The organism is Nocardia amamiensis (genome assembly GCF_015477605.1).
GTDB lineage: Bacteria > Actinomycetota > Actinomycetes > Mycobacteriales > Mycobacteriaceae > Nocardia > Nocardia amamiensis_A.
The window spans coordinates 98,019-111,896 of sequence record NZ_JADLQX010000013.1 but is presented as its reverse complement, the minus strand read 5'-3'; the positions used below and the strand labels follow the sequence as shown (position 1 = coordinate 111,896).

Sequence of the window (13,878 nt, the reverse complement as noted above, 5' to 3'; positions counted from 1 at the left end):
AGGGTTTCGAGCACCATGCACACGCTGTTGATCGACAATTACGACTCCTTCACCTACAACCTGTATCAGCTGATCAGCGAGGTGAACGGCGTCGAGCCGACAGTCGTGCGCAACGACGAGGCGCGCACGGTCGCCGAACTCGGTCTGGCTCGCTTCGACAACGTGGTCGTCTCACCGGGACCGGGACGGCCGGACGTGCCACGCGACGTGGGAATCTCCGCGGCGGTGATCGAGGAGACCGACCTTCCCCTGCTCGGAGTGTGTCTCGGCCATCAGGGCATCGTGGTAGCGGCGGGCGGTGTGGTCGCCGAGGCGCCCGCCGCCAGACATGGCTATCTCGATCGGATCGAACACGACGGCCGGGGTCTGTTCGAGGGGATCCCGCAGGGCTTCACCGCCGTGCGCTATCACTCGCTGTGCGCGCTGCGGCGGCTGCCGGACGATCTGGAGGTCACCGCGGTGGCCGCCGACGGCGTCGTCATGAGCGTGCGGCACCGCACGCGCCCGCAGTGGGGGGTGCAGTTCCATCCGGAATCGATCGCCAGCGAGTTCGGCGCGGCGCTGCTGCGCAACTTCGCAAAACTCACTGCGGCGCATCGTGTTCCGCCGAGCTTCCCGGATTCGCGGATACCGGTCGAGGTGGAGCGCGAAGTCGCGCCGGAGGCGGTTGGCTCCCCGCCGCCTGCGCCACAGACCTACGCCGCGACGCGTGTTCCGCTCGCGCCCGCGCAGTTCCCTGCCGCCGCGGCTGGATTCGAGCGCTTGCGCGAAACCGAATCCGCACGAACTCTCACCGATCCTGCACCGCGGCGGACCTTCCGGCTGCAACAGGACGTGATCGAGCGGGCCATCGACACCGAGAGCGCTTTCGTGCGGTTGTACGGCAACTCCCCCACGGCGTTCTGGCTGGACAGCGAGCACGTGGAGCCCGGAGTGGATCGGTTCTCCTTCCTAGGCGACGCGAGCGGCCCGCTGGCGGAAGTGCTGCGCTACCGCGTCGGCGACGGCGAGGTGACCGTGGAATCCTCCGACGGGCATCGGCGCACCGCCCGCGGCGGCATCCTCGACTTCCTCGCCGCCGAGTTGCGGACCCGCCGGCTCGAACTGCCCGATCTGCCGTTCGATTTCGCCGGTGGATATGTCGGCTACCTCGGCTACGAGGTCAAAGCCGACTGCGGTGGTACCGCGGTCCATCGCGCGCCGACTCCGGACGCGCAGTGGATCTTCGCCGACCGGCTGGTGGTGGTCGACCACGTGGGCGGGCGGACGCATCTGCTCGCCCTGAGCGACACACCGGAAACGGCCCGATCCGGCGCGGACTGGCTGCGCGACACTCGCGAGACCTTGGAAACCCTTCCGACCTGGTCGAATCCGCCGGTGCTCGAGCTGCCGCCGGACGGCGACGCGGCCGCACCGCTGCTCACCCGCGGCCGGGAGCGCTATCTCGCCGACATCGCGGTCTGCCAGGAGCGCCTGCACGCGGGCGAGTCCTACGAGATCTGCCTCACCGACAATGCGGCGATCCCCGCCGCCGCGGCCGACGGGCTCGATTTCTATCGCACGCTGCGCCGCTGCAATCCGGCGCCATATGCCGCCTACCTGCGCTTCGACGACCTCGACATCGCCTGCTCGTCACCGGAGCGGTTCCTGAAGATCAATCGTCACCGCGTCGTGGAGAGCAAGCCGATCAAAGGCACCGCGCCGCGCGGCGCCACGCCCGAACAGGACGAGCGCCTGCGCCGCGAGCTGGCCGACAGCCCGAAGACCAGGGCGGAGAACCTGATGATCGTCGACCTGCTGCGCAACGATCTGGGCCGGGTCTGCGAGATCGGGAGCGTGTATGTGCCGAAGCTGATGGCCACCGAGCAGTACGCGACGGTCCATCAGCTGGTGTCGACCGTGCGCGGCAGGCTGCGGCCGGAGGTCGGCGTGGTCGACTGCCTGCGTGCGTGTTTTCCCGGCGGCTCGATGACCGGCGCGCCGAAGCTGCGCACCTGCGAGATCATCGACGAGCTGGAAACCGAAGCGCGCGGAGTCTATTCGGGCACCATCGGCTTCCTCGGGCTCGGCGGCACCGCGGACCTCAACATCGTGATCCGCACCGCCGTGCGCTACGACGGCCGCTGGCGGATCGGGGCGGGCGGCGCGATCGTGCTCGACTCGGACCCGGAAGACGAGTACCGCGAAGTGCTGCTCAAGGCGGCGGCCACGTTGCGTGCCGCCGCCGATCACGCACACCGCTGATCTCGCTATCTGCGCCGCTTGCCGGGCTTTCGCGGCGGCGGCTCCGGCTCCTGCCGCTCCGGCGCGCTCAGGCCGGTCAGCTTGCCGAGCAGCGCGATGCCCGGCAACTTGGCCAGCTTCCCGAGCACGTCCTCGCCGAGCGAGATCATCGCCTCCAGCCTGGGCAGCAGCCGGTCGTAGGCGGCGAAGGCCGGGTCGGCCAGCGCCAGGGTGCGGTCGAGACGATCGATCGTGGAATTCAGCCGCTCGACCGCGACCGAGAGGCTTTCGATCAGGTCGGCCAGCTGCCCGGCCAGCTGGGCCGAGGCGGGCGGCAGCCGCACCGCCGCGTCGAACGCCGATGACGCGGTCATCTGGGCGGCTTCCAGCGCCTGCCCCGCCGCCGCCTGGGCCGCTTCCACCGCGGCCTGCGCGGCGTTCAGGACGTCGGCGGGGCCGGGCACGCGCCCGCCTGGCAACTTCGGGGTCGACGGCCTACGACCCGGAGGTTTCGGGTTCGTCATGAGAACACTGTGCCGTACCAGACGGGGCGTGTGCGGGATTGCCCCGACCAGCCGATTTGTGTCAGATCCAGGTTCGATGCCCCCCGCACCGCGGGCGAGCGATCACGACTGGACCTCGGGGCAGTCGAATCCGCCCCGATTTCCTAAACTAGGCCCTGCAGGTGCGCGCGGATCGACGCCGACAGATCGCACCAACTCGGGCAGGCGGCTGTGGAGCACCCGCGATCTCGCCCCGCCGAGCGAGGTCCCCTCGCGCGTTCGGCGTGTCGGAGGGTCGTGGCATAGTTCGAGCACCATGAAACTCAGCAAGGGCGCGAACGCAGCGGTACCGACATCCCTTCTAGCCGTGGTTGTTTCATGGCGATCGGAGCACGCGGTGGACGCGCACGCCTTGCTGCTGGACGCCTCCGGCGCGGTTCGCTCGGACCGCGACCTGGTGTTCTACAACGCACCCCGGCACATCTCCCAGGCGGTCACGCTGGATCAGGAACCCGCTGCGCGGACCGCGCGGCTGAGCGTCTCGCTGCCGCGCACCGAAGCCGACGTCGATCGCATCGTTGTCGCCGGCTCGGTGGACGAGGGGACTTTCGGCGACATCCACGGGTTGACCGTCGCCGTGCACGCCGTCGACGGCGCCGTCGTGACCTTCGACATCGACGACATCGACGCGGTGCCCGCCCTGATGTTCGGCGAGTTCTACCGCCGCGACGCGCAGTGGCGATTCCGTGCCATCGGGCAGGGCTGGTCCAGCGGACTGGCGGGGTTGGTCACCGAGTTCGGCGTGCAGGTCAACGATCCCTCCGAGCACGCCCGCACCACGCACCCGGCCAACCCGTTCCGGGTGCACCATCCCACCGGAACTTCCCCTGCGCAGGAACGGCTTTCGACGCGGCGCATACCCGGGACGCCACCGCCCGCCGGACTGCCAGGAGTTGCTCCGGCCCGGCATCGTACGCACGGGCACCCCTCCGGCCCGGCGCGCCGGAACGAGGAGTCGGCCACGGGGCCGCTCGAGCGTCCAGTTGGCTCGAGCGGCGTCCCGGAAGACGCTCCGGTGCTACGGCTGACCGAGGACCACAGCCCCGCCGATGTCATCCCGGGACAGGGCGAACACGGGCGGTCGGCACAGCCTGGCCACGGCGAATCCGTCTGGCCTCGCACCGAGGTGCTCGACCGTGTGGGACCTTCGGTCATGCCCCGGACGCCCACCCATCGGCCGGTCGATCTGACCCGGCACACCACGGAAGCCGCACCGGTCGCTCCACCGAACCCTGAACGCGCCGACTGGCATCCGGATCCGGACAATCCGCAGCGCATGCGCTGGTGGGACGGTACGGAGTGGACCCCCGACGCCTACCTGCGTCCCCCGTCCGGCGGTCGGCACTGCGTACGCTGCGGAGCTACCCTGCGCCGCAAGCTGTTCGGCGGCCTCGCGCCGTGCGGGCGGTGCGAGCCGGAGATCGAGGAGTACCTCACCCACTGGCATGCTCGGGCCTGGCGGGTGCTCACCACCCACGGCCCGCGCGGCCCGGAATGGGCGGCGCTCTGGGCCTCGTTGCGTTACCAGCGCATCGATGCCGACGCGGGTCGCGCCGCGCTGCGCGATCTGGCGCAAAGTTATGTGGAGCGCCTGGTCACCTTCGCCTTCGCCGATGGCGAGGTCAGGGAGGCGGAACTGGAACTGTTCGAGCAGGCGGTGACCGAACTCGGGCTCGGCGGCCCGCTGATCGAGGACCTGCGCCGGCGCATGCACCGCGGCAACACGCTGTACCGGCTGCGCTCGGGCGACCTGCCAGTGGTTCGCACGCCGGGCCTGCACCTGGACCCCGAGGAGGCGGTGCATCTGGACCTGCCCGCGACGCACGTGCGTCAGCTGGCCCGCGGTCCGAAGCTCACCGACGGCAGGTTGATCAGCAGCAACAAGAAGCTGCGCTTCGTCGGCACCGGCGCGGGCACCGAAATGCCCTGGTCCCGAGTGGTTTCCGTGCACGCCGAACAAGGCTGCGTGGTGATCTCCGCCACCTCCGCACGCGGTGGCGCGACGTTCGCCGTCACCGATCCGGACTACGTCGCGGCCGCGCTGGAAGGCGCGCTGCGCGTCGCCAAGCGACTGGTGCTCACCCCGGGCCAGCGCGACACCCGCAGCATCCCGCAGGAGGTGAAAGCGCAGGTGTGGCAGCGCGACGGCGGCAAATGCGTGGAATGCGGCGACGGGCACTACCTGGAGTTCGATCACATCATCCCGCTCAGCCGCGGCGGCGCGACCAGCGCCGCCAACCTCCAGATCCTGTGCCGCTCGTGCAACCGCGCCAAAGGCGCACGCATATAGCGCAGCGCCGCACCGGCTCAGTCGGCGAGCAGGCCCGCCGTCCGTCCGAGATCGGCGAGCATGGCGTCGAACAGGATTTCCGGATTGTCCAGCGGGATCGGGTAGTTCCCGAACACCTCGAGCGTGACATGCCCGTAGAGCCGCGCCCAGATCTGGATCATCAGGTACGTCACCCCGAGATCCAGTTTCTCGGCGGGGAACTTCTGACCGGATTCCGACAGCGCCGCCAGCAGTTCGGTCTGGAAGTGCACCAGATCCTCGCGCAGCTCCGGCGGGATGACGTCGGTGGGCGGTGTGACGATGTCGTAGGTCGCCAGCAGCCGGCCCGTCGCGGCGAGGAAGATCCGGCCGAACGGCTCGTCGAATCGGCGCGCCTGCCCGGCGCCGGGCGAGGCGAACACCAGGGTGAACTCCCTGGTGTGCGCCAGCGCCCAGCGCCGGAAGCCACGGCAGATGGCGAAGAACTGCACCGCGCCGTCATCGGGCAGCGTGGCGATCTCGGCGGACAGCTCCTCGGCCAAGTCGGCGCAGAAGTCCAGCCGCAGTCGCTCCAGCAGGTCATCCAGCGACTTGTAGTACCGGTACAGCGCGGGAGCGGTGACACCGAGTTCGCGCGCGATGGCGCGCAGGGTGACCGCGTCCGGCCCGCGCTCGACCAGCAGCGCGCCGGCGACCCTCCGGATCTCACCGTCGGTCACCACCGGCGCACGGCCCCGTGGTTTGGACTGTTGCACCACTCGATTCAAGCGTATTCGACTTCCCAGCGCTTGATCCCGTTCAGCCAGCCCGAGCGCAGGCGCACCGGCTCGGAGACCTGCCGCAGGTTCGGCATCACGTCGGCGATGGCGTTGAACATCAGATCGATCTGCAGCCGGGCCAGATTCGCGCCGACGCAGTAGTGCGTGCCGGTGCCGCCGAAGCCGACGTGCGGGTTCGGATTGCGCAGCACGTCGAAGGTGAACGGGTCGGCGAACGCTTCCTCGTCGAAATTGGCCGAGCTGTAGAACAATCCGACCCGCTGGCCCTTCTTGATCTCCTGGCCGCCGAGCACGGTGTCCTGGGTCGCGGTGCGCTGGAACGCCGTGACGGGAGTGGCCCACCGGACGATCTCGTCGGGCGCGGTGCGCGGACGCTGCCGCTTGTAGATCTCCCACTGCTCGGGATGGTCCACGAACGCCTTCATGCCGTGGGTGATCGAGTTCCGGGTGGTCTCGTTGCCCGCCACCGACAGCAGGATGACGAAGAACGCGAACTCGTCCGAGCCGAGGTGCTCGCCATCGATGTCGGCGTTGACCAGCTGGGTGACGATGTCCTCGGCCGGGCAGGCGCGCCGCTGCTCGGCCATGTTCCAGGCGTAGCCCATCACCTCGGCGGTCGCGGCGTGGTGGTCGCCCTCGAACTCCGGGTCGTCGTAGGAGATCATCTGGTTGGACCAGTCGAAGATCTTCTTCCGGTCCTCCTGCGGGATGCCGATCAGCTCGGCGATCGCCTGCAGCGGCAGCTCACAGGCCACCTGCTCGACGAAGTCGCCGCCGCCGGCCTGCTTCGCCTCGTGCACGATCCTGGCGGCGCGTTCGGTGAGCGCGGCGCGCAGGCTCTCCACCGCGCGCGGGGTGAAGCCCTTGGAGATGATGCGGCGGGTCTTGGTGTGCTTGGGCGGATCGAGGTTCAGCAGCAGCATGTCGCCGAGCATGTCGATCTGCTCGCGGGTGGTCTCCTCGTTGAACCGGATGATCGCGGTGTTCTGCTGGGAGGAGAACACCTCCGGGCGCTTGGAGATCTCCTTGATGTGCTCGAGCTTGGAGACGACCCAGTAGCCGCCGTCGTCGAAGCCGCTGGCGCGGTCGGGCTGGGCGCACCACCACACCGGGGCGGTGCGGCGCAGCTCGGCGAACTCCTCGATGGGCAGGCGAGTGGCGAGCAGGTCGGGGTCGGTGAAGTCGAATCCCGCGGGGATCGAGGGCGTGGTCACGTGCACGGCTAACTCCTACCGGTCTGGGCGCGGACCGCACGACGTTGTGGGGAACACGGTCCAAGGAGATGCAACCACAGAACAGACGCTCGTGAACAGTGTTTAGTAAAACATGTTCACTTTTTCTCGACGCCCATCGGCGCGACCGGTCGGTCCGCCCGCTGGCCGATATCGGACAAGCTACCCACTCGCCTGGACACCCGGTGACCGGTCTGCCTGTAATGGGAGCGTCAGCCCGCTCTCCCTGCCGGAGGTCCCATGCCCAGTCTCTACGAGCACGTCGGCGGCGACGAGGTGCTACACCGCGTGGAAGCGGCGTTCTACGACAAGGCGCTGGCCGACCCGGTGCTGAAGACGCTGTTCACCGAACGCCTGCCGCACCACGTCGACCATCTCACCTGGTTCACCGCCGAATCCTTCGGCGGCCCCGAGCGTTTCACCCGCGAGCTGGGTTTCGACCACATCATCGCGGTGCACCGGAACCTGAAGATCACCGACGAGCAGCGGGAGCGCTTCGTCGAGGTCTACATGCAGACGTTCGAGGAAGCCGGACTGCTGGACGACGAGGAGTTCCGCAAAGCCGTCTACGAGCATGCGGCCTTCGGATCGCAGGTGGCCCAGCAGAACTCGCACGCGGCCAGCGATGCGGAACTGCACCCGATCCGTGCGGTCCCGCGCTGGACCTGGGCGCGCGACGCCTAGCTCGACCGCAGCGGCGTGAGCGGCGGCGGTTGCCAATGCCCTTGCAATGCCTCGACGTTCGGCGAGAACAGGCGCAATGTCAGCGAGAATTGGCCGGAATCCGGAATGGGCAGCCAGTTTCCGGCGGGAACGCCCGGTCCAGGGTCTCCGTACTGAACCGCGATATCCAGGGAGCCATCGGGATTGAGCACCACCGGAACCTGGTAGCCCACCGAGTAGATCCCCGCCGGGTTGGGCACCAGCCGGCTGTCGGCGTCGTAGGCGGTCAGCGACCAGAACGCATCGGCCGGTGGTAGCCGGCCGGGTGCGAAATGCAGCCGGAAACGACCCATGCTGCCGCGGGCGTCGGCCGACGCGAACAGCGTCGGATTGAAGATGTTCTCGCGCGGGCCGGCGCCGACGCCTATCCGGGCGATGATGGCGCGCAGCAGGTAGTCGGTGCCATACCTGCCGACCTCGGGGTCGATGAGCCAGCCGTCCTCGTTGACCATTCGTGCGCCGATATACACCGGGATCTGCTGCTGGGCGGTCTCCACCGCGGCGGTGAGTTCGGTATCGGAGAGTCCGTGGACCTTTCCGCCCGGCCGAATCCCGATGGTCGCGAAGTGTCGCATGGCGGGCGCATCCTCCGGCGCGGGCGGATTTGTCGACATCACCGCGCACATCCGGTCGAAGAAGGCCCGTGCGTCCATCTCCGCCATCTGCTCGGAGGGCGGCTGCGCCGCCGAGAGCCCGCCAGGCGGCGCGGCGCGCGGCTCCCGCGCATTCGTCCACACGCTCAGCGGAACCAGTTTCAGCTCCTGCTGCAGCGCGCGAACGACCGGCAGGTCGTCGTCTCCGTCGAGCTGGATTCGGGCGATCAGCCATACCGTCGGTGTCGGCATGGGCAGCTGGGTGAGGCCGCCGGGCAACACGCCCGACCACCCCGGGCCGGTAACCACGTAGGTGTACGGCGGCGCCGCCGAGTTCGCCTGCGGCCGGTCGCTACTCGGGTTGTGCGCATTGTTCGTCCAGGCGTCGAGCAGTTGCACCAACCAGAACCGCCGATCATCCATCGCGGGAACTTGCAGCACCATCGGCTCGGCCCGCAGATCGAGCCAGGCGGTCGAACGCAAAGTGTCCCGGTCCAGCCGCGCAACGTCGCGCTGGGCCGGGGTGGGCAACGCGACGGCGTGCTGGAACCGGTTGGCGGGTGTGGCCGCCTCCGCAGCCACGCGGGTGAGATCCATCAAGACCAACGGGTAGCCGAATATGTAGGCGTCCCTCGCGATCGTGACGGCGTCGTCCGGCACAGCGGGGTTCTCGTCGCCGGATCCGCCGCAGGCCGCCAATCCGAACGCGGCCACCGATGTCGCCGCCATACCGAGCGCCGTGCGCCGCGACACCGTGACCTTGCCGTCGGTCGTGTGGTCCATGATCCTGCTCCGCCTCCGATCCTATCGGGCTCGCGGGATCCGCACCGGAGTATCGCCGCCTAGGACGGCGAAAACCGCAGGTCAGAGCCCTGATGACGGAACAGGTCCGACTGCGGGGCGATCGGCGCGGCGGCTGGATGCCAGCGATTGATCCGCGCCGCGGCTGTGTCCACCGCGCCGGCCACGGCCCAGCAGAACTCGCACGCGTCCGGCGACGCGGATCTGCATCCGCGAGGTGCTGCGCTGGACCTGGGGGCGCGACGACCAGCTCACCGTAGCGGCGTGAGCGGCGGCGGACGCCAAATCCCCTTTATCGCCTCGATTTTCGGCGCGAACAGACGCAACGTCATCGAGAATTGGCCCGATTCGGGAATAGGCAGCCAGTTTCCCGTTGGAACGCTCGCGCCCGGATCGGCCCACTGGAGGGTGAGATCCAGGGAGCCATCGGGATTGAGCACCACCGGGACATGGTGGCCCACTGCGTAGATCTCGGCCGGGGTGGGCACCAGGTACAGGTCGGCGGTGTAGGCGGTCAGCGACCAGAAGGCATCCACCGGGGGCAACTGGCCAGGCGCGAAGTGCAGCCGGAAACGCGACGGGCCACCACCGGCATACGCTGTGCCGTAGACGGTCGGGTAGATCGCGTCCTCCGGCAGGGCGGCACCGAGACCGTTCCAGGCGATCGCGGCGCGCACCAGGTAGTCGGTACCGTATCGGCCGGTGCCCGGGTCGTAGATCCAGCCGTTCTCGACGATCGTGGTCTCTCCCACATATACCGGGATCTGCTGCCGTGCGGTGGCGACCGCCGTAGCGAGCTCGGCGTCGGGAATGCCTTTGACCGCGCCGCCCGGCTCGATGCCGATGCTCGCGAAGCGCCGCATCGCGGGTGCGTCCTCGGGTGCGGGCGAATTGACTTTCATCAGGGCGCACATTCGGTCGAAGAAGGCACGGGGGGCCATATCCGCGAGTTGCGCGGCCGGGGGAACCGTCGGCCGGGGCGGCGGCACCGCAGGCGCGGGCACGTCCACGCCGGCGGTCCACGCACTCAGCGGAGCCAGCTTCAACTGCTGCTGGATGGCGCGGACCCTGGGCAGGTCGCGGGGACCGTCGACCTGAATCCGGTTGATCAACCACACCGTCGGCGTCGGCATCGGCAGCGGGGTGAGATCCTCCGGCAGCGACCCGGACCAGCCGGGACCGGTCACCACGTAGGTGTACGGCGGGCCCGCCGACTTCGCCTGCGGGCGCATGTTGCTGGGGTTGTGCCCAGTATTGGACCAGGCGTCCAGCAGTTGCGCCAGCCAGTAGCGCGGCTGATCCATGGCGGGGACCTGCAGCACCATCGGCTCGCGGGTCAGATCGAGCCAGGCGAACGAGTCCATCGTGTCCAGATCCGGTCGCACCACCTCGCGCTGCTCCTGGGCGTCGAACGAGTTGGTGTGGCGGAACCGGTTGACGGGGACAGTCTCCTCGGCCGTTGCGCGCGTCAGGTCCATCAGCACCAGCGGGAAGCCGAAAATATAAGCGTCCCTGGCGATCGCGACGGCGTCGCCGGGAACGGCGGAGTCCTCGTCCTCGGATCCGCCGCACGCCGCTAGTCCGAGCGCGGCCACCGATGTCGCCGCAAGGCCGAACGCCGAGCGCCGCGACAGCATGACTTTGCCGTCGGTCCTGTGGTCCATGATCCTGCTCCGCCTCCGATCCTATCGGGCACCGCGAGATCCGCACCGGAGTATAGCGGCCATCAGCGGCGAAAATCGCAGGTCAGGGCCTGGATGAGGGAACAGGCGCGGACGGCGGAACGATCGGCGCGTCGGCCGCGTAGCCTGCGCCGGCGGCGACGCGCGCTCGGCCGGGCGATGGGAGCGCGGCCCAGCGCCGAAGGACCCGACCGATGGTTCGACCGCACGATCGAATGCGCGTCGTGCGCCCAGCCGGTTGCCGGAACGCCGTGCAGGTGGCGGGCGACGTTCGAAAACGCACCGGCGATTCCACCGCGCTCCCCCTCGGCCGTCATGACCGACGGGCCGCAGACGATCCGCTCGTGCGGGACGCGCCCACCGGCGGACGCTCCACGGCCATGCGATCAGATCTCCAGGATGGTGTTCATGATGGTGCCCGCGCTGGTGGCGACCACGCCACCGAGCATCGCCCCCGCGATCATCTTCGGCGACTGCAACCCGCTGCCACTCCATTTCTCCCAGGCGAAGCGACCACCCGCGTAAATGATGCTGACGATGCCGGACAGCAGCGCGAACCACGTGAAGTAGCGGACGAATCGTAAGATCTTGTCCGCCAAGGGCGGCGCCTCCGGGGTCGGGTCGCCGATCTGCGCCAATGTCGTGAACGAGTCGCCGACCGACGCCAGAATGATGCTCACCGTCTACTCCCTATGCTCGATTACAATCCCGCCGCCGCCGAGTCGCTACACGAAAGCTGTTCGGCCACCGATCAATTCGGTTACGACTGAGGATACGACCCTGGGGCGGCACTTGGTGTGCGCACTGTGCGGAACGCCGCGGACCTGGCAGCGGGATCAGAACCCGATCGCCCCCCTCGTGGTCGTAGCGAACCCGCCGACGAATCCGGCGCCGCGCGACGGCCAGCCCTGCGCACTCACCCCATCATCCAGAGCAATTGCCCATCCGGCAAGGAGGGAAGACGCGAACTTCCCTGTGCTGCACCGACCTGACTGCATCACGGCGAGCGAACGGATACGATCTTCACAGCGAATCACTGCCCCTGTCCCGAATACTGCCCCTGTCCCGAATCCAGAATGAGCGAACGACGATGATCCTGGCCGCCGCTTTTGACACCCTGGCGCAGATCGGCAATCCGACCCCAGAAGCACCGCCGATCTCCGACAAGTTCCTCCAACTGGTCCGCTACCTGACGTGGTTCGTGCTCCTGTCGGGCATCTGCGGCATCATCTACGCCGGTGGCCGCTTCGCCTGGGAGAAGTGGACCGGCGGCGGACTCGAGTCGCCGAAGATGGTGGCGGGAGCCATGATCGGCGGCGTGATCGCCACCAGCGCGGGCACCATCATGAACGCCGTCATCGGCTGACCGCGGAGCCCGCCCGAAAATCACAGCTCGCCATAGCATCTCGCTATAACACTGGGCGCGGCCGTTCAGGCGGGCTTCGCGCAGTTCGCCGTAGGCCCTGCCGTCGCGCGGTCCGGGTTCGCGTCGGCCGGTCAGCTCAGGATGCCCGCGGCGCGCGCGGCGCGCAGCCAGTCCGGGAACTCGCCGAGCAGGCGCGTGTAGAGCTGGGCGTCGTCGACCTGATCGATGTCGTCGAGGGCGAAGAAGCCCGCATTGTCCACCGCCCGCTCGGACAACTCGTCCAAGGTCCGCAGCACGCCGTAGTTGGCCCGGCCGAGGCCGACGAACTGCCAGAAGGCCGGGAGCAGCGAGGCTTCCCGCATGAGGGCCGCGATCTCGCGTTTCTTGGCGAAGCCGCCGTCGGTGAAGAACAACACAAGCGTCGGGCGGCCGCCAGGACGCAGCGAGTCGATGATGTCGCGCATGATCGGCAGTTCGTCGTTGCGGCCGCCGAGCCGGTCGTAGTCGATGCCCCCGTGGGTGCCGCCGAGGTGCAGGTAGGTCTGGGCCCACGCCTCGCCGTGCTCGACGGTGATGTCGGGCAGCTTGGCGAAGGAGAGGGCGTAGAGGTAGGCCTCCAGGGTGCCGTCGTCGTCGAGCTGCGTGGCCACCGGAACCATCCGCTGCACGACGCGATGGACCACCTGGTCGCGATACTGCCGGTTCATGCTGCCGGTCTTGTCGATGACGAGCACGACGCGAGCGCGAATCCCGAAGACATCCCCATCGACCAGGACTTTCGCGACCGCGCGCTTGCGCAGGTCCAGTCTGGCGCGTTTCTCGAACGACAGCCCGGCCTCACCGGGCACGGTGAAGACGTCCATCGCCGCGGCGCCGGAAGCGGGCGAAGCCGCGGCGATCGGGTCCTGCGCCGCGGCGGCCTCGTCGTCCACGCTCACGCCATGATCGGTGACGAGCGCGGCGAACCCGCCCGCGTAGCCCTGCCCGACGGCCCGCACCTTCCACGCCGCGTCCCGCCGATACAGCTCCAGCGCGATCACCACGGATTCGCTGGCCAGCCCCTCGATGCGGTATTCGTACAACACGTTGCCCGCCTCGTCCGCGACTGTGGCGACGGGCGGCGGGAACCCGCCGAAGGTCGCCCCGGGATCGTCGAGCGTGAGCACCGCGCGCAGCTGCGCGATGTCCTCGGGCAGCTCGGCGAGCGAAACCGACAGCGCGGCCGGGGTTCCCGGCCGAAGCGACACTCCGGGGCCACTCGGCTGGTTGAAGAACACGAAGTCCGCGTCCGAGCGCACCCGGCCCACTTCGGTCACCAGCAGCGCCGACACGTCGACCGCCGCCTCGGTCCGCACCGACACCAGCAGCCGCGCAGCGTCCAGTGCCCCGTTCTGCCCCTTGACCAACGCGGCACCCATCGAAACTCCCAGCCATTGCGCCGAAATCGCTACCGCGATCAGCGTAGGTCCACCGCGGGAAGTATGCGGACCTTTACCCGGGCACAACGGGCCCTCCTCGGTGCCGCGTCTTCGTGCCAGACTGGGCCTGTGAGCGAGCGTCAGCGAGTGAACCGAGGACACAGTGCGCTCTCGCGCACGACGGAGCCGAGCGTCAGCGAGGCGCAGTCGTGAGCGAGCGTCAGCGAGT

The 13,878-nt window shown here is 68.8% G+C and carries 11 protein-coding genes; 4 read left to right on the top strand and 7 right to left on the bottom strand.

The window, feature by feature from the left end; all coding sequences use genetic code 11:
- The first annotated feature begins 15 nt into the window (after positions 1 to 15).
- A complete protein-coding gene (pabB, locus tag IU459_RS18710) occupies positions 16 to 2,244 on the top strand; it encodes an aminodeoxychorismate synthase component I (protein WP_195130828.1) in 2,229 nt (742 codons plus the stop codon).
- A 5-nt stretch (positions 2,245 to 2,249) separates the two neighbouring features.
- On the opposite strand, the gene IU459_RS18705 is transcribed toward pabB, so the two are convergent.
- Positions 2,250 to 2,747, bottom strand: coding sequence for a hypothetical protein (locus IU459_RS18705; RefSeq protein WP_195130827.1), 498 nt, complete (start codon positions 2,745 to 2,747; stop codon positions 2,250 to 2,252).
- Between the two features lie 295 nt (positions 2,748 to 3,042).
- Between IU459_RS18705 and IU459_RS18700 the strand changes: the two genes are divergently transcribed.
- The gene (locus IU459_RS18700) at positions 3,043 to 5,076 is read left to right on the top strand and encodes a TerD family protein (RefSeq protein WP_195130826.1); all 2,034 of its coding nucleotides are present in this window, start codon (positions 3,043 to 3,045) and stop codon (positions 5,074 to 5,076) included.
- Between the two features lie 17 nt (positions 5,077 to 5,093).
- Here the strand turns inward: IU459_RS18700 and IU459_RS18695 are convergent, their stop codons facing one another.
- Both IU459_RS18695 and IU459_RS18690 read right to left on the bottom strand, forming a co-directional pair.
- Positions 5,094 to 5,810 (bottom strand): TetR/AcrR family transcriptional regulator, encoded by a 717-nt coding sequence (locus IU459_RS18695; protein WP_324198934.1) that lies wholly within the window; start codon positions 5,808 to 5,810, stop codon positions 5,094 to 5,096.
- A gap of 8 nt (positions 5,811 to 5,818) precedes the next feature.
- Positions 5,819 to 7,048, bottom strand: a complete 1,230-nt coding sequence (locus IU459_RS18690; RefSeq protein WP_195130913.1) for a cytochrome P450 — start codon at positions 7,046 to 7,048, stop codon at positions 5,819 to 5,821.
- 258 nt (positions 7,049 to 7,306) lie between these two features.
- Here IU459_RS18690 and IU459_RS18685 point away from each other — a divergent pair, with 258 nt between their 5' ends.
- Positions 7,307 to 7,750: a globin domain-containing protein gene (locus IU459_RS18685; protein WP_195130825.1), complete on the top strand. Its 444-nt coding sequence runs from the start codon at positions 7,307 to 7,309 to the stop codon at positions 7,748 to 7,750.
- Here the strand turns inward: IU459_RS18685 and IU459_RS18680 are convergent.
- The 3 genes from IU459_RS18680 to IU459_RS18670 all read right to left on the bottom strand — a co-directional run bounded on the left by IU459_RS18680 (position 7,747) and on the right by IU459_RS18670 (position 11,545).
- Positions 7,747 to 9,165: a DUF1254 domain-containing protein gene (locus IU459_RS18680; protein WP_195130824.1), complete on the bottom strand. Its 1,419-nt coding sequence runs from the start codon at positions 9,163 to 9,165 to the stop codon at positions 7,747 to 7,749. The two genes, IU459_RS18685 and IU459_RS18680, sit on opposite strands and share 4 nt — an antisense overlap.
- 269 nt (positions 9,166 to 9,434) lie before the next feature.
- Complete coding sequence (locus tag IU459_RS18675; RefSeq protein WP_195130823.1) at positions 9,435 to 10,847, bottom strand: DUF1254 domain-containing protein; 1,413 nt, start codon at positions 10,845 to 10,847, stop codon at positions 9,435 to 9,437.
- 404 nt (positions 10,848 to 11,251) lie between these two features.
- Positions 11,252 to 11,545: a hypothetical protein gene (locus tag IU459_RS18670; RefSeq protein WP_067480139.1), complete on the bottom strand. Its 294-nt coding sequence runs from the start codon at positions 11,543 to 11,545 to the stop codon at positions 11,252 to 11,254.
- A 410-nt stretch (positions 11,546 to 11,955) separates the two neighbouring features.
- Here IU459_RS18670 and IU459_RS18665 point away from each other — a divergent pair, with 410 nt between their 5' ends.
- On the top strand, positions 11,956 to 12,231 hold the full coding sequence (locus tag IU459_RS18665) for a hypothetical protein (RefSeq protein ID WP_067480140.1): 276 nt from the start codon (positions 11,956 to 11,958) through the stop codon (positions 12,229 to 12,231).
- Positions 12,232 to 12,362: 131 nt separating this feature from the next.
- Here the strand turns inward: IU459_RS18665 and IU459_RS18660 are convergent, their stop codons facing one another.
- Positions 12,363 to 13,649 carry a vWA domain-containing protein gene (locus IU459_RS18660; RefSeq protein WP_195130822.1) on the bottom strand — a complete coding sequence of 429 codons (1,287 nt, stop codon included), beginning with the start codon at positions 13,647 to 13,649 and terminating at the stop codon, positions 12,363 to 12,365.
- Between the last annotated feature and the right edge of the window lie 229 nt (positions 13,650 to 13,878).